25 protein-coding genes and 1 rRNA gene are annotated in these 20,510 nt (G+C 34.3%); 18 read left to right on the top strand and 8 right to left on the bottom strand.

Annotation, left to right across the window (positions count from 1 at the left end; translation table 11 throughout):
* Positions 1–288: 288 nt before the first annotated feature.
* The 5 genes from OEV82_RS13565 (at position 289) to phoU (ending at position 4,827) form a co-directional block, all read left to right on the top strand.
* Positions 289–1,248 carry a PstS family phosphate ABC transporter substrate-binding protein gene (locus OEV82_RS13565; protein WP_263062181.1) on the top strand — a complete coding sequence of 320 codons (960 nt, stop codon included), beginning with the start codon at positions 289–291 and terminating at the stop codon, positions 1,246–1,248.
* 66 nt (positions 1,249–1,314) lie between these two features.
* The gene (gene pstC / locus OEV82_RS13560; RefSeq protein ID WP_263062184.1) at positions 1,315–2,274 is read left to right on the top strand and encodes a phosphate ABC transporter permease subunit PstC; all 960 of its coding nucleotides are present in this window, start codon (positions 1,315–1,317) and stop codon (positions 2,272–2,274) included.
* Complete coding sequence (gene pstA, locus OEV82_RS13555) at positions 2,274–3,155, top strand: phosphate ABC transporter permease PstA (protein ID WP_173658110.1); 882 nt, start codon at positions 2,274–2,276, stop codon at positions 3,153–3,155. The genes pstC and pstA overlap by 1 nt, the downstream gene beginning before the upstream one ends.
* Positions 3,156–3,215: 60 nt before the next feature.
* Positions 3,216–4,016 (top strand): phosphate ABC transporter ATP-binding protein PstB, encoded by an 801-nt coding sequence (gene pstB, locus OEV82_RS13550; protein WP_407672776.1) that lies wholly within the window; start codon positions 3,216–3,218, stop codon positions 4,014–4,016.
* Positions 4,017–4,161: 145 nt separating this feature from the next.
* Entirely contained in the window at positions 4,162–4,827 is a 666-nt protein-coding gene (gene phoU / locus OEV82_RS13545) for a phosphate signaling complex protein PhoU (protein ID WP_263062180.1), read from the top strand.
* Between the two features lie 100 nt (positions 4,828–4,927).
* Here the strand turns inward: phoU and OEV82_RS13540 are convergent, their stop codons facing one another.
* Both OEV82_RS13540 and OEV82_RS13535 read right to left on the bottom strand, forming a co-directional pair.
* Positions 4,928–5,098, bottom strand: a complete 171-nt coding sequence (locus OEV82_RS13540) for a YfhD family protein (protein WP_173658112.1) — start codon at positions 5,096–5,098, stop codon at positions 4,928–4,930.
* A gap of 34 nt (positions 5,099–5,132) precedes the next feature.
* Positions 5,133–5,240, bottom strand: coding sequence for a YfhE family protein (locus OEV82_RS13535; protein ID WP_173658113.1), 108 nt, complete (start codon positions 5,238–5,240; stop codon positions 5,133–5,135).
* A gap of 160 nt (positions 5,241–5,400) precedes the next feature.
* Here OEV82_RS13535 and recX point away from each other — a divergent pair, with 160 nt between their 5' ends.
* Positions 5,401–6,225 carry a recombination regulator RecX gene (gene recX / locus OEV82_RS13530; RefSeq protein WP_173658129.1) on the top strand — a complete coding sequence of 275 codons (825 nt, stop codon included), beginning with the start codon at positions 5,401–5,403 and terminating at the stop codon, positions 6,223–6,225.
* 4 nt (positions 6,226–6,229) lie between these two features.
* Positions 6,230–6,562: a YfhH family protein gene (locus OEV82_RS13525; protein WP_173658114.1), complete on the top strand. Its 333-nt coding sequence runs from the start codon at positions 6,230–6,232 to the stop codon at positions 6,560–6,562.
* 71 nt (positions 6,563–6,633) lie between these two features.
* Here the strand turns inward: OEV82_RS13525 and OEV82_RS13520 are convergent, their stop codons facing one another.
* The gene (locus OEV82_RS13520; RefSeq protein WP_173658115.1) at positions 6,634–6,792 is read right to left on the bottom strand and encodes a small, acid-soluble spore protein K; all 159 of its coding nucleotides are present in this window, start codon (positions 6,790–6,792) and stop codon (positions 6,634–6,636) included.
* 103 nt (positions 6,793–6,895) lie between these two features.
* Complete coding sequence (locus OEV82_RS13515; protein WP_173658116.1) at positions 6,896–7,876, bottom strand: metal-dependent hydrolase; 981 nt, start codon at positions 7,874–7,876, stop codon at positions 6,896–6,898.
* Between the two features lie 241 nt (positions 7,877–8,117).
* On the opposite strand from OEV82_RS13515, the gene mutY reads away from it, so the two are divergent.
* Positions 8,118–9,224 (top strand): A/G-specific adenine glycosylase, encoded by a 1,107-nt coding sequence (mutY, locus tag OEV82_RS13510; protein WP_377701264.1) that lies wholly within the window; start codon positions 8,118–8,120, stop codon positions 9,222–9,224.
* A 190-nt stretch (positions 9,225–9,414) separates the two neighbouring features.
* On the opposite strand, the gene OEV82_RS13505 is transcribed toward mutY, so the two are convergent.
* On the bottom strand, positions 9,415–9,639 hold the full coding sequence (locus OEV82_RS13505) for a hypothetical protein (RefSeq protein ID WP_173658117.1): 225 nt from the start codon (positions 9,637–9,639) through the stop codon (positions 9,415–9,417).
* A gap of 138 nt (positions 9,640–9,777) precedes the next feature.
* On the opposite strand from OEV82_RS13505, the gene fabL reads away from it, so the two are divergent.
* From fabL to OEV82_RS13485, 4 genes are all read left to right on the top strand, one after another.
* Positions 9,778–10,527, top strand: coding sequence for an enoyl-[acyl-carrier-protein] reductase FabL (gene fabL / locus OEV82_RS13500; protein ID WP_263062179.1), 750 nt, complete (start codon positions 9,778–9,780; stop codon positions 10,525–10,527).
* 160 nt (positions 10,528–10,687) lie between these two features.
* Positions 10,688–10,864: a gamma-type small acid-soluble spore protein gene (locus OEV82_RS13495; protein ID WP_173658119.1), complete on the top strand. Its 177-nt coding sequence runs from the start codon at positions 10,688–10,690 to the stop codon at positions 10,862–10,864.
* A 231-nt stretch (positions 10,865–11,095) separates the two neighbouring features.
* Entirely contained in the window at positions 11,096–11,632 is a 537-nt protein-coding gene (ntdP, locus tag OEV82_RS13490) for a nucleoside tri-diphosphate phosphatase (RefSeq protein ID WP_173658131.1), read from the top strand.
* Between the two features lie 93 nt (positions 11,633–11,725).
* On the top strand, positions 11,726–13,471 hold the full coding sequence (locus OEV82_RS13485; protein WP_173658120.1) for an ABC transporter ATP-binding protein: 1,746 nt from the start codon (positions 11,726–11,728) through the stop codon (positions 13,469–13,471).
* A 65-nt stretch (positions 13,472–13,536) separates the two neighbouring features.
* Here OEV82_RS13485 and OEV82_RS13480 read toward each other — a convergent pair whose 3' ends face one another.
* Both OEV82_RS13480 and OEV82_RS13475 read right to left on the bottom strand, forming a co-directional pair.
* Positions 13,537–14,607 carry an FUSC family protein gene (locus OEV82_RS13480; protein WP_173658121.1) on the bottom strand — a complete coding sequence of 357 codons (1,071 nt, stop codon included), beginning with the start codon at positions 14,605–14,607 and terminating at the stop codon, positions 13,537–13,539.
* A gap of 176 nt (positions 14,608–14,783) precedes the next feature.
* Positions 14,784–15,197, bottom strand: a complete 414-nt coding sequence (locus OEV82_RS13475) for an ion channel (RefSeq protein ID WP_173658122.1) — start codon at positions 15,195–15,197, stop codon at positions 14,784–14,786.
* 187 nt (positions 15,198–15,384) lie between these two features.
* Here OEV82_RS13475 and bcp point away from each other — a divergent pair, with 187 nt between their 5' ends.
* From bcp to perR, 4 genes are all read left to right on the top strand, one after another.
* Complete coding sequence (gene bcp, locus OEV82_RS13470) at positions 15,385–15,852, top strand: thioredoxin-dependent thiol peroxidase (protein ID WP_173658123.1); 468 nt, start codon at positions 15,385–15,387, stop codon at positions 15,850–15,852.
* Between the two features lie 245 nt (positions 15,853–16,097).
* A complete protein-coding gene (locus tag OEV82_RS13465) occupies positions 16,098–17,048 on the top strand; it encodes a D-2-hydroxyacid dehydrogenase (RefSeq protein WP_173658124.1) in 951 nt (316 codons plus the stop codon).
* Position 17,049: 1 nt separating this feature from the next.
* Positions 17,050–17,595, top strand: coding sequence for a cob(I)yrinic acid a,c-diamide adenosyltransferase (locus OEV82_RS13460; RefSeq protein WP_263062177.1), 546 nt, complete (start codon positions 17,050–17,052; stop codon positions 17,593–17,595).
* Between the two features lie 179 nt (positions 17,596–17,774).
* Entirely contained in the window at positions 17,775–18,212 is a 438-nt protein-coding gene (gene perR / locus OEV82_RS13455; protein WP_173658132.1) for a peroxide-responsive transcriptional repressor PerR, read from the top strand.
* Positions 18,213–18,378: 166 nt separating this feature from the next.
* On the opposite strand, the gene OEV82_RS13450 is transcribed toward perR, so the two are convergent.
* A complete protein-coding gene (locus OEV82_RS13450; protein ID WP_173658126.1) occupies positions 18,379–18,732 on the bottom strand; it encodes a YgzB family protein in 354 nt (117 codons plus the stop codon).
* A 336-nt stretch (positions 18,733–19,068) separates the two neighbouring features.
* Between OEV82_RS13450 and OEV82_RS13445 the strand changes: the two genes are divergently transcribed.
* A complete protein-coding gene (locus tag OEV82_RS13445; RefSeq protein WP_173658127.1) occupies positions 19,069–19,935 on the top strand; it encodes a nucleotidyltransferase-like protein in 867 nt (288 codons plus the stop codon).
* Positions 19,936–20,408: 473 nt separating this feature from the next.
* A 16S ribosomal RNA gene (locus OEV82_RS13440) occupies positions 20,409–20,510 on the top strand; the annotation flags it as partial.

The following is a 20,510-nucleotide window of genomic DNA, read 5'->3' as shown; positions in this document are numbered from 1 at the left end:
ACAATCTCCTAAAATTTGTAGGTAATATCAAGCTGTTTTCAGGAAAATGTAAAAAGAGCGAATTGAGAAACACAAGGATTTCTCAATTTCGCTCTTTTTTTGGGGACTTATTGGACAGCCCCTTTTTTTCATTTAATTATATGATATTTAAATATTAAGCTTCTACAATATCTGCCATAAAACGACATTTACAAAACATTTACATCTAGTTTATACAAGATTAATTTAATTCCTTTAATGTAAGAATTGTAAGTTAATTGAGCAAATATCTTAGGGGGAATAACTCAAATGGTAAAGTTCAAGAAATTAACATTAGCTATAGCATTTACTGGTACATTAGCTTTAGCTGCTTGTGGTGGTGGTGCTGATGAACGTTCAAATGGTTCATCAGGTTCTGATGAAGACAGCATAAAACAAGTTCTTCTAGATGGTTCTTCTACAGTCTATCCAATAATGGAAGCTGTAGCTGAAGAATATGCAGGAGTTGAACCTGATGTAGAAGTTTCAGTTGGAGTATCTGGATCGGGTGGTGGATTTGAGAAGTTCACGCAAGGAGAAATTGATATTTCTAACGCATCCCGTCCAATTAAGGATGAAGAAGCAAAAGCTGCGAAAGCTAACGGAATTGAATTTACAGAATTCGAAATCGCATATGACGGCTTATCAGTAGTTGTAAATAAAGATAATCATTGGGTTGATAAATTAACGATTGATCAATTGAAACAAATTTGGATTGAAGATGGAAGCACAAAAAAATGGTCTGACATTGATCCTTCTTGGCCAGATGAAGAAATTTCATTCTATTCACCAGGTGCAGACTCTGGCACATTTGACTATTTTAACGAAGTTATTTTAGAAGATGAACCAATTGTTGAAGGTGCAACTTTATCTGAAGATGATAACGTACTTGTTACAGGCGTAGCTGGAGATAAAAACGCAATTGGATATTTTGGTTATGCATACTATGCTGAAAACACAGACAAGTTAAAGGTTGTCCCAATTGTCAATCCTGAAACAGATGAAGCTGTTAAACCAACGAATGACACGATTCAATCTAATGAATATGCACCACTTTCTCGTCCATTATTCATTTATGTAAATAATGAAAAAGTAAAAGATGAAGCGATCTATAACTTTGTTAAATATACTTTAGAAAATGCTGGTGAACTTGCAACTGATGTTGGTTATGTAAACCTTCCTAAAGAAAGATATGATCAGGCATTAAGTAAATTAGAATCGTTAAAATAATCTTGCATTACAAATTAATTTAACGGGTGAGAAGCGGATGAATAAATGCTTCTCATCTTGTCATGGATGAAAGGGGTTTTCAGCTTGTCCTCGCAACATAACACAGTCCCATTTTCTGTAAAAGAAATGATTGCCAAAAAACAGAAACAACAAAAAAATATTGGCGAAAAAGTAATGCCGTGGATTTTACTGCTTACTGCAATTATTTCTATATTAACTACTTTAGGTATTTTATTTACTTTAATTACTGAAACGTTTCACTTTTTTGGAGATGTACCATTTAAAGAGTTTTTCTCTGGTACAACATGGTATCCATTCTCTGACCCGGGACAATACGGTATTTTGCCCTTAATCTCTGGTACATTAAGAATTACTTTTATTGCCATCATTGTAGCCGTTCCAATCGGGTTAGCTGCGGCTATCTATTTAAGCGAATATGCAACAGATCGGGTTAGGAGGATTGTCAAACCGATATTGGAAGTGTTGGCTGGTATCCCAACGATTGTATATGGATTTTTTGCCTTAACATTTGTTACACCACTTTTACAAAACTTTATTCCTAATTTAGAAATATTTAATGCGCTTAGCCCTGGGATATTAATTGGGATTATGATTACTCCTACAATAACTTCCCTTTCAGATGATGCGATGAATGCTGTTCCGAAAGCGATCCGGGAAGGAGCACTTGCTATGGGGGCAACAAAATGGGAAGTAACATGGAAAGTTGTATTACCTGCTGCTGTTTCAGGGATTGTTGCATCTATTGTTTTAGCTTTCTCCCGCGCGGTTGGTGAAACAATGATTACATCCATTGCCGGTGGTTCTACGCCAAATTTAGGACTGGACGTGACGAGTTCTGTTCAAACCATGACGGCTTACATTGTCCAAATTGCTCAAGGTGACGCTGGATACGGCACAACGATTTATTACAGTATTTATGCTGTTGGTTTTATGTTGTTCCTTTTTACGTTAATCATGAACCTAGTGGCTCAATGGATCCGTCGTCGTGTTAGGGAGGAATATTAATGGTGAGATTAATAGATCAAAATAAAGTAACAAAAAATATCCAACCAAGAATTTTTCGCAACTCCATTTACAAGTACTTTTTTTTAGCAGCAACCACGCTTTGCTTACTCATTTTAGCTGTTCTTTTTATAAGAGTATTAAGACAAGGATTACCACATTTAGACTGGCAATTTTTAACAAGTACACCTTCAAGAAAACCTGAAGAAGCTGGCGTTTACACTGCTTTCATTGGAACGGTTTGGATGATGGCTGTTGTTATACCGGTTACTTTTGTTTTAGGTGTCGGTGCTGCAATTTATTTAGAAGAATATGCAAAGAAAACTAAGTTTACAACCTTTATTGAAACAAACATTTCAAACCTGGCTGGAGTTCCATCTGTCGTCTATGGTCTATTAGGTCTTACTCTGTTTGCGCGGGCCTTTGCATTAGGTCAAAGTGTGTTGGCTGCTGGTTTAACGATGAGTTTGCTTGTATTACCAGTAATCATTGTAGCAGCGCAAGAAGCGATACGATCCGTACCGAATGAATTACGTGAAGCGTCCTACGGGATGGGGGCAACAAAGTGGACAACGATTTATAAAGTTGTTTTACCTACAGCTATTCCATCCATATTAACAGGAGCAATTTTAGCAATTTCGCGTGCAATCGGTGAGACTGCTCCACTTGTTGTGCTTGGTATTCCATTATTCTTAATTCAAACACCATCAACCTTTTTTGACTCGTTTACGGCACTACCAATGCAAATTTACAACTGGACCGGACGTCCGCAAGCGGAATTCCAAGAAATTGCAGCTGCCGGTATTATTGTTTTGCTTGTATTGTTAATTGTATTAAACTCCATTGCCGTATTTATACGAAATAAGTTTTCAAAAAAATTATAAGTTAGTTTTCCAGTTCTTGGATCATGAAGGAGGATTTTCAAATTGACTACGATTGTCGAAATTGCAAGTGGAACTTCCCTAAGAGAAAAGAAAACAGAAGTGAATAAAGATCTTGTGTATAAAACAAAAGATTTAAACTTATGGTATGGTGAAAATCATGTATTAAAGAATATCAATCTTGATATTGCGGAAAATGAAGTTACGGCCATTATCGGGCCATCTGGTTGTGGTAAGTCTACTTACATTAAGACATTAAATCGTATGGTAGAACTCGTGCCATCTGTTCGCACATCCGGTGAGATTTTATATCGGAATCGTAATATTTTCGATAAAAATTACCGTGTGGAAGAGTTACGAGCAAGAGTTGGCATGGTTTTCCAAAAACCAAATCCATTTCCAAAGTCGATATATGATAATATCGCATATGGACCAAGAATCCATGGCATTAAAGATAAAAACATATTAGACCAAATCGTTGAAAAAAGTTTACGTGGTGCAGCAATTTGGGATGAAGTTAAAGACCGTTTAAAAGAAAATGCATATGGTTTGTCTGGCGGACAACAACAGCGTTTATGTATTGCAAGGTGTTTAGCTATTGAACCAGATGTTATTTTAATGGATGAACCGACGTCAGCCCTCGACCCAATTTCAACATTAAAGGTAGAGGAACTTGTACAGGAGTTGAAAAAAGAGTACAGCATTATCATTGTTACGCATAATATGCAACAAGCTGCTCGTATTTCCGATAAAACAGCCTTTTTCTTAAATGGTGAAGTCATTGAATTTGATGAAACAGACCGTATATTTTCTAATCCACGTGACAAACGAACAGAAGATTATATTACAGGCCGATTTGGATAATCGTAAGCGGTAATACAGAAAAGTAGTATGGGGGTAACATATCTGCTTTTCTGTTTTTTTCTATAATCAATAATTTACAATCCAATTAGATAAACTAAAAAAGATTGAAATGTGTTTCGCGTTTCATACAAAGGAGAGAATGAAGATGGTAACTCGTGAAAAATTTGATGAAGAATTGTCAAAATTACAATCTCAATTAATTGAACTCAAAGATTTTGCTTACAATGCTTTTGAATCATCTTTTCATGCATTTGAAACACGTAATGTCGAAGAAGCCCTTAAAATAATGGAAAATGATACGAAGGCTGATATTATGTATGAAGAAATTCATGATTCTGCCATTCTTTTAATTGCAAAACAACAACCAGTAGCAACCGATTTACGTCAAATTATTACTACTTTAAAAATATCGACAGATTTAGAACGGATTGCTGATTTTGCTGTGAACGTTGCAAAGTCAACGATTCGATTGAAAGATACAAAGCTAAATATGAATGAAACGATCAATAATATTAGAAAAATGTATACCATAAGTATGACGATGTTAAAAGAAGGAATAAAAGCGTTTTTAGATGTAGATTTAAAGTTGGCAAAAGAAGTGGCTAAAATGGATGATGAAGTTGATGAACTTTATGGACAAACAATTCAGCATTTATTTCAAGTAAACCGAGTGCAACCGGAAAATATTGATAATGTTACACAATTATTGTTTATTTGTCGCTTTTTAGAGCGGACTGCTGATCATATCACAAATATTGCTGAAAATGTATTCTACTTAGTAAAAGGTAAACATTATGATTTAAATGAGTGATTCAGTTTTCTTATGCTCCTCACCATTTTATGAGGCTATCCATTAAGCTCCTTCTATATTAAAGGAACTTAACAGATAGCCTTTTTTGTCATGTTCATTTTTATTCACTTTTTCGTTTTTTTGCCCGTTCGTCTGCTGCATTAGCTCTAGCGATTGCTTCACGGTCTTGTAGATCTGCCAATTCTTCCGAATATTCGACATCAAGACCATCGGATTTCATATTTTTTGGAACTTGAGGGAGTTTTGATTTTCTGTCGCGTTTTTTACCCATCATTCGACTCCTTTATTATTACGTGTTGTGAAATTTAATCCATGGCAGCTCGATCTGCACGTTTGAAATCGCGATTGTACGTAATTTCCTGTGCCTTTCTTAATGTCTTACGTTCACCTTTATTTTTGTCTTTTTTTGCCATCTTTCCACCTCGCAAGGATCATTTTGTCAATATTAGTTTACCCAGTTCCTTGAAAAGCATGCAGAAAACTTGAAAATTTATTTTTCATACAATCTCCTTAAATTATGGTACATTATAGTAAGAAAACACTTTCGAATTGAATGAAGCGAGGTGTTGAAAACTGCCTGTTATTAGTAAGATTTCCGTTCAAAAAAATAATAAAGAACGTTATAATATTTTTTTCTCTAGCGGAGAAGCAGAAGAATATGCTTTTAGTGTCAGTGAAGACGTTTTAATTGAGTATGACCTTCGGAAGGGAAAAGAGTTAAGGAATGAAGATATTGAACGAATAACGAATCGTGAAACAATACAGAAAGCCTATAATTTGTCATTGCAATTTTTGTCATATCGTATGCGTTCAGAAAAGGAAGTACAAACGTACCTAGAAGAACGTAATTTTTCGAAAGAAACCATCCAAGAAGTTCAATATCGGTTGCGTGAACGCAGATATGTGGATGATGCGGAATTTACGAAAGCATTTATAAAAACACAAATCAATACAACGGACAAAGGTCCGAAACTCATTCAAAATGAGTTAAAGAAAAAAGGGATTGCAAATCATTATATTGAACAATTTATGTCTTTATATACTGAAGATATTCAGCAAGAAAAGGCAATTAATTTATGCAAGAAGATGACTGGTAAAAAGAAAAACATATCTACTGTTCAATTAAAAAGAGATATGCAAATGTCACTTATGAGGAAAGGCTATGAACATTCTACCATTCAAAAAGCGATATCAATCAGCATGCAAGGCATCGATGAAGAGCAAAATGAAGCTGCCATCATCGTGCAAGGTGAAAAAGCTTTACGTAAATATCGGAATGAACCCCTTGATAAACGGAAGATCAAAGTAAAGCAATTTTTATATCGAAAAGGATTTTCATTAGATGTCATCGACAAATTCATTGATGAAAAAATTGCAGAATGCGAAACGGAGGAATGAAATAATGAAAAAAATGTATAGCGAAATGAGCGAGTATGAATTAAAACAAGAGATTGCTCATTTACGAGAAAAGGCAAGAAAAGCTGAACAGATGGGAATGGTCAATGAATTTGCCGTCCATGAACGTAAGGCATTAATGGCAGAGGCTTATTTAATGAATCCCAAAGCAATAAAAGATGGAGAGATTTATCGACTAAAACATGAACCGAGTACTTTTTTTCGGGTAATGTATAAAAAAGGTGTTTTTGCCTGGGGTTACCGGATGGATGGTGATGGGAGAGAAGAAGGTATACCGATTTCCATGTTACAAATTGAAGAAGAAATACCGAATCAATAAAAGAAAATCTCCCAAGTGTGAGCCTTTTATATAGGTCAACTTGGGAGTACTTTTTGTTGATAATTTGATCATTATTTTCCGTGTTTATTTGATGCGTGCATTCGTTCCTGTGGACGCGTGTTAATCGTTCCATTTGCACGTTTGGACGAGTACTTCGCTTGGGCTGGAGGCATACCTTCTAGTTTAATATCTTTTTGATTTGGAAATCCACGTTCTTTATTTCGTACCATTGCTTTTCCTCCTAAAAAGAAGTACGCATAAAGTTGCGCATTTTTAGTATGGACTTATAAAATTGGTTTTTACTACACTTTTTTTGGAAATGAAGTAGCGATGTTATATCGTATTCAATTCTAACTTTTTCCTTATTTTATTCTTATTATAAATCCATCCAGTATAGGAAGATAAAACATTTAAATCATAATCCATTTTGACAATGGCAAAAAAAGGATAATGATCGTTACTGCGATACCGTAAGTCAATAAATCGGACTTCAATATGGGATGGTTCTTCTTCTATTTCCCAACGATAAACAGGGGAAAAAGATAGAAATGCTTGAATATTTTTATCTTGTATGGCCACATTCATAATTGGATTATCTGGTAATGGAACCCGTTTGAATTCATCTAATAAAACGATACTTCTTTTGTATGCACGTGCAACATAAAACTTATCTTTTGCAATGACAGCCACCCGCCATTGGAAAAATTTAATGGTTGGATTTAAAATAATTTTTTCAACATCAGGGATGAAATCTTCTATACTATGGATGACAGCCCTTCGTAACGCAAAACGATATAAGTAATAGCCGATCAGCACAAGGTATATGATCGTAAATATGATTCTTGGATCACCGCCTAAGATCCAAAATAAAATCCCAACGAGGTGCGAGCCAAAAATAAATGGATCAAACGTATTAATCCAACCGAGGGCTACCCATTTTGAAGAGAATGGTCGCAGTGCTTGTGTGCCATAAGCGTTAAAAATGTCAACAAAAACATGTAAGCTTACGGCAATAAAGGACCAAAGCCAAAGGTGGAACAGATTTGCTTCTGGAAAAAAGAAATACAGGATAATAGCAACTAGAACGGACCACAATAACACGGCTGGAATGGAATGGGTTATTCCGCGATGATTACGAATGTAAACGGCATTATTACGCAATTTTAATACAGTATCAATATCGGGGATCTGTGAACCGACTATTGTTGCAATGAAGACACTTTGTGCTGTTGCTGTATCATTGTAAACAACCGGATCTACTAATGCGAACCCACCGAGAGCGATCCCCATAACAATATGTGTACCTGTATCCACTATACGGACCTCCAATATCTTGATTAAAACGGAAAAAAGTTTACACTTACATATGTATATGCATAATCCGACTATCCATAGGTTTTATTGAATGCATAAAATTTATACGAGTTTTCATATTTGTTTGATTTACTAGGGGCATTCCGAAGGTGATATCGTTTGAGGAAAATCCATTTTTGGTGGTACCTAATTTGAGTAAGAATACAATATCAATGTCAGTTTAACATTGGAGGACTTATTTGTGAATGATCGAATTGAAAAATTAATTATGAATTTTAAAATAGACGAATTTCAGAAATCATTAATTGACTGGTACTTAGAAGAAAAAAGAGACTTGCCCTGGAGGAAAAATAATGATCCGTACAGAGTATGGGTCTCAGAAGTCATGTTACAGCAAACTCGAGTGGATACGGTAATTCCTTATTTTGAACGTTTTATGGAAAAGTATCCAACGGTGGCGGATTTGGCAGAGGCGGATGAACAAGATTTATTGAAAGTGTGGGAAGGTTTAGGATATTATTCTCGGGTACGAAATTTACATCATGCAGTGAAGGAAGTCCATGAAAAATACGGCGGCAAGGTGCCAGATACAAAAGAAGCATTTGGCAGTTTAAAGGGGGTTGGACCTTATACTACAGGGGCGGTATTAAGTATTGCCTACGGAAAGCCCATCCCAGCTGTTGACGGAAATGTCATGCGAGTTATGTCAAGAATTTTTAATATGGACGATGATATCGCCAAGGTAAAAACCCGAAAACTTTTTGAAGGGTTAGTTGAGAAAGTGATATCTCATGAGGATCCTTCTAGTTTCAATCAGGGATTGATGGAACTAGGTGCTTTAATTTGTACACCAAAGAATCCTTCTTGTTTACTATGTCCGGTACGTGATTTTTGTATGGCCTTTCATGAAGGAACCCAAAATGATTTACCTGTAAAGAAAAAAGTAAAAAAGGGGAAGACCGTGCAATATATTTCATTTATTTTGGAAGATGAAAAAGGAAATATTATTGTCCGACAGCGGCCATCTGAAGGCTTGCTTGCTAGTTTATGGGAGTTTCCAAATCATGAGGTGTTAAGTAAATGGAAAAACATGGTCACTGACTTTGAATCCATGTTAGGTAAGGAATTAGGTATCGAGGTTGACGTAATTGAACCTATTTGTGTGATTGATCATGTGTTTTCCCATTTAACATGGAAGATTCATGCTTTTCGTGCAAGGTTTCGCGGGGATTTTGTTGAAAGTGAAGTGCAAAAGGTCATTCCAATCGAAAAAGTTGAAAATTATCCATTTCCAGTACCGTATCAAAAAATATGGAAAGCGTTTAAGAAGTTAAGAGGTATGGAATGAGCCCAGAGGATCGAGTTACATTTTTAAAAAAGGATGGGCAAAGTGCCAGAACAAGCCGATTGATGGGAATATTTTAAGGCTTATAAAAAAATGTAGGTCAACTATCGAATATTATTTATAGTAATATAAATAGGATAGGCAAAATCAACCTTTTATAATAAATCCCCACATAATTGTGGGGCAGTGATATTTAGTCAAAATTAATTTCCGTTCCATGTGTATAATCAGCTTCCAATCGTTTAAGGCCACCACGGCGCTGGATTTCTTCTAGAATTTCTTTATAAATCGTTTGACCTTCTTGATTTAAATAAGGCATAATTTGTTGAAAGGAATGTTGGAAGTAGGCTAACTCACTGTCCCTCCATTCCGTTAAGGACATCATTGATAACTCGGTCATGTCTCGTCCTACATACATTACTAGACACCTCGTTTACTCATTTCAATTGTTTGTGGAATTACTTAAAACAAGTCTCTTATCCTAAATTCATTATGCTTTATTAGTTTATCGAAAATCACTAACTTCATACAAAATAAGTAAAAAGGAATGATTCAATTGTCAAACAAAGTTGCATTAGTCACGGGATCAAGTCGAGGAATCGGAAAAAAAACGGCTATTCGCCTTGCTGAAAAGGGGTATGATATCGTTGTTAACTATGTAAGAAGTAAAGCAGCTGCTGAAGAAACAGCTCAAGAAATTAAGAAACTTGGTAGAAAAGCCATTGTTGTTCGAGCTCATGTTGGAGATGTTGAAAAAGTAAAAGCGATGTTTCAAACGATTAATGAAGAATTTGGTCGATTAGATGTTTTCATTAATAATGCGGCTTCTGGTGTTCAACGCCCACTAATGGAATTAGAAGAAAAACATTGGAACTGGACGTTGGATATTAATAGTAAAGCACTATTGTTCTGTGCACAAGAAGCAGCCAAATTGATGGAAAAAAATGGAGGGGGAAAAATTGTCAGTTTAAGTTCCCTAGGGTCAATACGCTATATAGAAAACTACACCTTAGTAGGGACATCGAAAGCTGCAGTTGAAGCCTTGACTCGTTATTTAGCTGTTGAATTAGCACCGAAAAATATTGTTGTTAATGCAGTTTCTGGAGGAGCAGTAGATACTGGCGCTTTAAAACATTTCCCAAACAGAGATGAATTGATTCAAGAAGCTCTTAGGAAGACACCGGCAGGAAGGATGGTAGAAATTGATGACCTTGTAAACACTATTTTATTTCTCGTTTCGGACGACGCATCTATGATACGTGGTCAAACGATTATTGTAGATGGAGGTCAGTCATTGCTTGTTTAATTATGATCGAATGCATTACAAATAACAATTGAACAAAAGATGGATGAAAGCAAAGAAATGTTAAGCTAATGTAAATTTCTTCACAAATAAATTTTCTTTAAAAAAATGGGATAGTTTCACCTCCAAATGGTTACATTAAGCATGAGCGGAGGTGAAAAAGATGGCTAAAAGAAAAAATAATGCTTCTCAAACAAATGCTGCTGAAGTAAGAAAACAAAATGCAGCATCTGCATCTGGTCAAAGCCAATATGGTACTGAATTTGCAAGTGAAACAGATGCACAAGAAGTACGCCAACAAAACCAACAAGCAGAGTCTCGCAAACAAAAAAATTCATAACTCATAACATACTGAATTAGTGTGGGTTACATGAAAAACACTGCCCCTTATACATTTAGAAAAGACGCTTCCAATTTTGGGAGCGTCTTTTCCTTTGAAAAATATTTTCTGATAAATTTCATGTTGTCAACAACCAAAGTTTTAAAATTAGCTAGGAAACGTTATAATATAAAAATAACAATCAATATATAATGAACGTGAAATTTAGACTAGATAGAAAGTAGGGATTAGATTATGGGAGTTCCAGCAGAGGGAGAAACGATACAAATACATAGTTATAAACACAATGGCCAAATTCATCGGATATGGGAAGAAACAACCGTATTAAAAGGGACTAAAACCGTAATTATTGGGGGAAACGATCGGACAACGGTTACGGAATCAGATGGTCGGACATGGATAACGAGAGAACCTGCCATTGTTTATTTCCATTCCCAATATTGGTTTAATATAATCGGCATGTTACGGGAAGATGGTATTCATTATTACTGTAATTTGAGCTCACCATTTGTTTATGATGAAGAGGCGTTAAAATATATTGACTATGACTTGGATATTAAAGTGTTTCCGGATATGACATACATTTTACTGGATGAAGATGAATACGAAGAGCATCGGAAATTAATGGGTTATCCAGAAGTAATTGATAAAATTTTAAAAGCAAATATTGAAAAGTTAACGGATATGATACATCAGAGAAAAGGACCGTTTGCAGCGGATTTTATTGATAAGTGGTATGAAATGTATTTAACATATCGCAAATTTTAAAATGTTTAAACTGATCGAGAGAAACTTGGTCAGTCATTTTTTTATGTTTTAAACCTTGTTTAACTGATCTAAAAAAGATAGGGAGAGACAGCTATGGGAAGTATTAAACGGTATATGAAATTTGTAAAACCTTATCGGTTTCAAATTTTAGCTACACTAATTATTGGGATTATTAAATTTGCTATTCCACTTCTGATTCCGCTTTTAATCAAATATTTAATAGATGAAGTGATCATAAATGATGCTTTAACAAGGGATGATAAAATTATACATTTAGCAATTGCACTTGGTGTTACAGCCTTTATTTTTGTGTTTCTCCGTCCACCAATTGAATATTATCGACAATATTTTGCTCAATGGACGGCAAGTAAAGTATTGTTTGATATTCGTGAAAAATTATATATGCATTTGCAAAAACTGGGTTTAAGATATTATTCAAATAAAAAAACAGGTGAAGTCATCTCACGAGTTATAAATGATGTGGAACAAACGAAGGATTTTGTTGTCACCGGCTTAATGAATGTTTGGATTGATTTTTCTACCATTATTATTACGGCTGCTATTATGTTTTCAATGGATTGGAAGTTAACGATCGTATCGTTACTCATGTTTCCATTCTATGCAATATCGATTAAATATTTCTTTGGTAACCTTCGTAAACTTACACGGCAGCGTTCCCAAGCCTTAGCTGAGGTGCAAGGCTATTTACACGAACGAGTTCAAGGTGTTGCAGTGATAAAAAGTTTTGCAATTGAAGACCACGAAAAAACATTATTCCATAAAACAAATAGTCACTTTTTAAGTAAGGCATTGAAGCACACCAGTTGGAATGCGAAAGCCTTTGCTGTTGTAAATACGATTACTGATATTTCACCGTTACTTGTTATTGGTTATGCAAGTATTGAGGTTATTTTAGGTCACTTAACAATCGGGACGATGGTAGCTTTTACAGGATATATTGAACGCTTGTACAATCCACTCAGGAGACTGGTAAACTCCTCAACAACGCTTACACAGTCAATCGCATCGATGGATCGAGTCTTTGACTTGTTTGATGAGGAGTATGATATTCAAGATAAGCCAAATGCTGTGACTATAGAGAAGGCAAAGGGTGATATTACCTTTGAGCATGTCAGTTTTTCCTATGAGGAAGATGGCCGAAATGTATTGAAGGATATTCACTTGGAAATTAAAGAAGGGCAGACCGTTGCTTTTGTCGGGATGAGTGGTGGAGGAAAGTCAACATTGGTTAGTTTAATTCCGAGATTTTATGATGTTTCAAAAGGGCGAATACTATTAGATGGAATGGATATTCGCAATATTAGACAAAGAGATTTACGTAAACAAATCGGTATGGTACTTCAAGATAATATTTTATTTAGTGATACGGTAAAGGAAAATATTCTAATTGGTAAACCAGATGCAACCGATGAAGAAGTCGTGCGGGCCGCTAAAGCTGCCAATGCATATGACTTTATTACGAAATTACCACAGGGGTTTGATACGCAAGTTGGTGAACGAGGAGTGAAATTATCAGGTGGTCAGAAACAACGCATTGCGATTGCCCGAGTATTTTTAAAAAATCCGTCGATTCTTATTTTAGATGAAGCAACCTCTGCCTTAGATTTAGAAAGTGAACATTTGATCCAAGAGGCCCTCGACAAGTTGGCTAAAGATCGGACAACGTTAATTGTCGCTCACAGATTATCAACCATTACTCACGCCGATCGAATTGTGCTCATTGAACATGGAAGAATCGTTGAGATGGGGACCCATGAAGAATTAATGGCTCAAAAAGGGCATTATTATGATTTATTTACGGTACAACAACTAGACTAAGTACAAGGGCATTTTCCAATTTAAAAAACAGGAACGATTTTGAATACGTTCCTGTTTTGAAATGATTACTGCTTATCGTCAGCAAATTCTATATTCTTTTCATCCTTATGGAATTGTTCAACATTGTTTAATAAAATCTCTAGTCTTTCTAGTTGCTCGTTGTATTCTAATACCGCAGCTATAAATTGTAAGACGTGAGGCGCTATCTCATCATTTGCTGAGCTTTTTTGATAATCGTTAAACACCTTAAGTAACTTTTTGCGATTATTTTCATATTCCTGCATTTCTTCATCATGAATTTGAATTGCTTTTCCAACATAACGAAGCAGTAGGTGTTCATGATTATTATTTAATTGTTGGATAATTTCCTTCAGTTGTTCTATTGTATGTTTTTCTACAAATGATAGGTCGTATTCATAATGGTGCTGTTTTTTTAAAAGTTCTAACGCACTTTTACCCGTGGCTATCATATGTCGATAAATGACGAGTTTTCTCATCTTTCCTCTATTTTCTTTTTTCAAAAACGTTTTTTCTTCCCTGTAGAACATGTAGATTTCTTCTAGCTTTACAAAGCGTTCATTTAGTGTTTCAATCTCTTTTTTTAGCAATTTTAAGTCTGCAGCTTGATGAACAGACAATCGAATCCATTTTAAAACTTCGTTTGATATATCAGAAATTGCTTGATACAACTTCGTCTCATATTTTGGTGGTATAAATATTAAATTTATTAAAAAGGCTGAGAAAATTCCAAGTACAATTGTACCGAAACGTAAAAGTGAATAAGTGATGAATTCATCTGGCGGTGATTCCATAATGATAATAAGTGTTACAACAGATAAAGAAATCGTATCGATTTTTAACCGTAAATTAATGATTATGACCATTATGGCTGCCATTCCAACAATAATAAAGTGATTGCCGAACAGTAGCCCAAAAATAATTGCGACAATCGCACCTACGACATTTCCTTGAATTTGTTCTAAAATGGTTAAATAGGACCGATAAATGGATGGTTGGATGGCAAATACAGCTGCTATTGCAGCAAATACCGGTGATGGAAGATTGAGGAATTCACCGAGCATAAGTGCCAAAACTACGGCTAACCCCGTTTTAAAGATGCGGGCCCCTAGTTTCATTTTCCCATGTTCCTTTCATAAATAATAATTAATTTTATTATAACCCCTCGGCAATTTTAGATGATTTTATATGAAATTACAATATACTTCTTATAGTTTTATAATAAGATTTTTTAAATTCATGATTATAGGTTGATTGTGCTTCAGCGGAAATGAACTTGTTGTCAAATTTTCACCTATCCTCTTTCTCTACGAAAGTCTACAACGGTTCGGACTACGAAGGAAGCTTGTACGGTATAACCAATCATTGCTTCAATGACTGCTAAAATTTGACCAATACCTACAGGAGTGACATCTCCATAGCCAACAGAAAACAAAGTAAGTCCACTAAAATAAAAGCTTGTTTGTAATGAGTAAAAAAAGTCTGTTTCAATAATTGTGCCATCTTCTATTAAAATCGGAAACCCTTGTTGAATGAGAATAAAATAAATTAATCCAAAACCAAGGAAAATGGTAGTATATACAAAAATTAAATAAATAAAACTTTGCCAAGAAAGGAATTTTTCTTGAATCGCCATTGGGATAAATAGAGTCTTTAAACTCATTACAATGATAAAAAAGATAATAAATAACAAAAGAATGATGACCATAGTGCACCCCGATTTTATATGTATATATTCTCATTGTTAGAAACAACGCACTTTATTTAAAAATACAGGTTTTTATAATTATACGAAGGACTCGTCCAAATAATGAATTCGAGTTGTGCCAAGTATATAATTTGTCTTTTTTTTATTATTTCGTTAAGGTAAAACTATACATATAGGAGGGATTGAAATGACGGTTGCTATTGGCGAAGTAGTTCAGGACTTTGCATTACCTGCAAGTAATGGTGAAACTGTAAAACTATCAGATTATCGAGGAAAACATGTTGTACTTTATTTTTATCCGAAAGATATGACACCAGGCTGCACAACACAAGCATGTGATTTTCGAGATTACAGTAAGGAGTTTGAAAATTTAGATGCGGTAATTTTAGGAATAAGTCCTGATCCGATCAGCAAGCATGAAAAATTTATTGAGAAACACGGTCTCCCATTTTTACTACTATCAGATGAAAATCATGAAGTTGCTGAACAATTCGGCGTATGGAAATTAAAGAAAAATTTTGGAAAAGAATATATGGGTATTGAACGTTCTACCTTTATCATAGATAGAGATGGTGTACTTGTTAAGGAATGGCGGAAGGTTAAAGTGAATGGACATGTGGAAGAAACATTGAATTATATTAAAGAAAATTTGTAAAAACTGTTCCGAGGCATATGCCCGTTTTGTATTTTCAAGGCGTTTGACCATGCTTTTAAAATGAGTGTGCATATAGTATAGTAGGGCATACCTCCTCATGAATCTTCACTCTTTTGCCGGATCTAAGGGAAGCTTGGTCCGGCATTTTTTCTGTCTTTTTTTATTTTGATCTTATAAGTTTTCTAAAAATTTACAAAATGGTATTATAATTTTAATAAGCATCTACAAATAAAGGGGGAACGATTATGGTTGTACTCTTACGAATACAAAGAAATAAGGAACTGGAAAAACAACTTCAAGCGCAATTTCCGAATGTGAATTTTATATATATTAAGGATAAGGATGAGATTATAAAATATATTCCTGATGCAGAAGTCTTTGTTACATATGGTGAAGATCTAACGGAAGATGTCGTTTTTGAAGCACAAAAATTAAAATGGATAATGGTCATGTCTGCTGGTGTTGAAAAATTGCCATTCCAATTATTGAAAGAACGTAATATACTGGTAACGAATGTACGAGGCATTCATCAAATACCGATGGCTGAATTTGTTTTTGGTTATATTTTACAATATGCAAAAAAGTTAGATGTTTTTTTAAAGCAACAAAGTGAAAAAGTTTGGAATAAAAAAGTACCGATTCAAGAAATATATGGAAAAACTCTACTAGTTGTTGGAGCGGGTGCCATCGGTAGTCAAATTAGTCAATATGGTCGTGTATTCGGTATGAAAACGATTGGGATTAACCGGAGCGGTAATAAGAATGAAGCTTTTGATGAAACCTATTCAAAGGAACGTTTAAACGATGTACTACCGATAGCGGATTATATTGTATCTGTATTACCAAATACAACGGATACGCAATATATATTTACAAAAGAACAATTTAAATTGATGAAAAAAGAAGCGGTGTTCATAAATGTTGGTAGAGGCAATGCTGTAAAAGAAAATGACTTGTTAGAAGCGCTAAAAAAAGATGAACTTGCCCATGCCTTTCTCGATGTTTTTGAAAAAGAACCGCTTCCAGAGGATCATCCATTATGGACTTCTGAAAAGGTTACAATTACACCACATTTATCAGCACTAACAAATATGTATTTACCTAGAGCATATGAAATTTTCACTAAAAACTTACGTATATATGTTAATAATAAAAAGAACTTTATAAATGTTATTGATTTAGACCGGGGGTATTAAGATGAGAATATATACAAGATCTGGAGATAAGGGAACAACCTCTTTAGTATATGGTGTACGTGTTGCGAAAAATGACATACGGGTTGAAGCTTATGGTACTTGTGATGAAGCGAATTCGTATATTGGTCTCGCTACTAGTTTTTTACAAAAAGAAAGCTTTTCTGAAAAGGAACAATTATTGACCTTTTTCCATAAAGTACAAACGATTCTATTCCATGTAGGTGCAGAACTGTCGACACCTGAAGGAAAAGAAGTGAAATGGAAATTAGAAGAGGTGCATATAAAAGAGTTGGAAGAAACAATTGATCGCTTAGATGCAGAACTGTCACCATTAAATAACTTTGTATTACCAGGAGGTCATCCGGCAGGAGCTGCTTTACATGTTGCACGTACCATCGTTCGACGTGCTGAACGTACAGCCACTAGCATTGAAAGGGTAAATCCGCTCGTACTATCCTATTTAAACCGTTTATCGGACTTTCTTTTTGTTGCTGCTAGATTTGTTAATGAAAAATTAAATGAAAGAGAAAAAAACTTACATGAGTAATATATTTTTTACCGGTTTAGCCTTATATAAGGGTATCATGCCTTTAATAACAACATTTTCACGGTGAATGAATTGACAAACATAATTATAAATTAGTACACTATAATTAAGGCTAATTATTTAATAATAACAATTATTTAATTAGAAAATAATTAGAAAGAAGGACGAGGTGCATGACGGTGTCTGCAGATCAACTGAAAGACGCGTTAGAAACTTTGAAAGATTCTGGTGTTCGCATCACTCCGCAACGTCATGCGATACTTGAATACTTGATTAGTTCAATGACTCATCCAACAGCTGATGAAATATATAAAGCGCTTGAGGGACGGTTTCCAAATATGAGTGTGGCAACTGTCTATAATAATTTACGTGTATTTCGTGAAGTTGGCTTAGTCAAAGAACTAACCTATGGCGATGCGTCCAGTCGTTTTGACTTTGTTACACATGAGCATTACCATATTATTTGCGAAGAATGTGGGAAAATCGTAGATTTCCAATACCCTGGTCTTGATGAAATTGAACAGTTCGCCGCTCATGTTTCTGGATATAAAGTCAGTCATCATCGGTTGGAAGTATATGGCTTATGTCCAGAATGTGAAAATAATAAAGTGAATTAATGAAATGAAAAGAAATTTTCAAAACATGCTCCCGAAAGTATTTTCGGAAGCATTTTTTTATTACAGATTAAAGAATAAAAAAGACATTAAAATTAAATTTTAAACGATACCACCTCAATTCATCTTCTTTTTTCCGGTCTTGGATTCAATCTCCTCGATGGTTAGGCTAATTCAAGTTCCTTTTACGATTATAAAGTTCATTAAACTCTTTACCTTCCAAAGTTTTATCCAATGTTAACGTTTCATTACAAAACATACAAATATCAACTCGACCTAACATTTTAGTTGTTTTATTACAGGACGGACAAATTACTTGAACTGCTTTCATGGACAGCATCCCGATTAAAAAATAGACAACCGCACTACCTATAATACATAAAAAGCCCAGTATCATCAGTATCACCATTAAGATTGGTAAATCTTTTAAAAACAGTCCGCCATACATAATCGCGATGCCGATAAAAATTAAACTTAAAGCAAATGTGCGGATCTTATTAATCTTGCTAGTATATTTGGCCACACAACCCCCTCCTTAAAAAAACTATACCATAAATAGAGTATAAAATAGACTGAAAAATTTTAATCATAGAAATAAAAATATAATTAAACTTTCAATTTAAAATATGTTAATTTAGTAATGTTAGTTTTTTATAAAAAATTTTTATATGACTATTCTAATGTACGGGAATATGGGTGTATATTTTCCGTAATTTGTAAAAGGAATCAGTTGGATAACGTACATATTATCCATATTAAATATTAAAGTTTTTTAAAGTAATTTTAAAAAGTATAAAGGATTTTTTCGATATTTGTCGAATTCAAGAACTGTTCATTATACTGTTTGGAGGAAATGAAAATGGAGAATATATTGCGAACGTTATACCAAGAGCGAGCAAGCTTACCATCGACACTTGGTGTTCTACTAATAGAAGGAACTGAACATTCAGATGCAATTACAGATACATTTGATTTTATATTATTAATCATTACAGATGAAGAAAATAAAAACTTATTTGTTAAACAATATGAGGCAGGCAATAAAAAAATTGGTTTACATGTAGTAAATAAACATCAATTGAAAGATTGGTTGATGAGAGGTACAAATCGTAAAATTTTTGATTGGCTCTTCAATGGAAAGATCATGTTTGATCGTAATGATTATTTACATTCACTTATTGAGGAATTAAATGATTTTCCGTTTCATGAACGCAAACTCCGAATCGGTTTAGAATTTGCAAAATTAATTCGAAGATACCACGATGGCAGACAATTTTTTGAGCAAAAGCATTATATGGATGCATTTAATCACGTCACCCATTCCCTCCACCATTTAGGAAGACTAGCTTTGATAGAAAAAGGATTTCACCCAGAAGTAACAGTATGGAAACAAGTAAAATCAATAGAACCAGAGATATATAAAATGTATGAGGAATTACTTTATAGTGAAGAGCCATTGAATAAGCGTCTTGAACTCTTGTTTTTAGTCAGTGACTTTTTTATTCATTCCAAAACTGAACTTGGTGCAAGCCATATCCTTGATACTTTAAGGGAAAAACAACGATGGTCAATGCAAGAAATCTTAGATCATCATGAACTAAAAATATATGGTATAGATATTTTTATTGTACTTGAATACCTTGTGCAAAAAGAATTCCTTCAGATTTCTATAGAAGAGTCAAAGAGTAAAATAATTAACCACCGTTATTACTCTATAAAAAGTTAAATATATGGGGATGAGAAAAAAGAATGAAAAGGCGGTTCTTCAAGGAGTTGTTTTGTATAAATGATTTAAGAATAAATTACCTTGAAGAAACACCTTTTTATTTTTTGTGTAGCTTATTTATAATGATCATTATTTTATTAAGTGTTAAAATAAACACTATTATTTTTATGTTGACTTTCATAAGTGAACCTGATATAGTAATATTTGCCGCTGGAAAACCAGACAAATAGATGACAAAACTGGTTAAAACAGCGAAAAAAGAAGTTGACATTTTTTGAGTTGAATAGTAAGATAAAAAAGTCGCTTCAAAAGAAAGGTAACCTTTTTCCAAAAAAAGGTTGACAAAAATAATTATCTTGTTATAATAATAAACGTCTCTTTCTTAGGGATGGAAAATTGAACCTTGAAAACTGAACAAGACAAAGCGTTTTATAACCATTTCGTTAGTTTTTATTTTGAGCAAATCAAACCCTTTTTTGGAGAGTTTGATCCTGGCTCAGGACGAACGCTGGCGGCGTGCCTAATACATGCAAGTCGAGCGGACCAATAGAAAAGCTTGCTTTTCTTGAGGTTAG

The sequence above is a fragment of the Pallidibacillus thermolactis genome (genome assembly GCF_025660415.1).
GTDB lineage: Bacteria > Bacillota > Bacilli > Bacillales > Caldibacillaceae > Pallidibacillus > Pallidibacillus thermolactis.
Note: the sequence above shows the minus strand (reverse complement) of the source record. Positions and strands in the feature narration are given on the sequence as shown.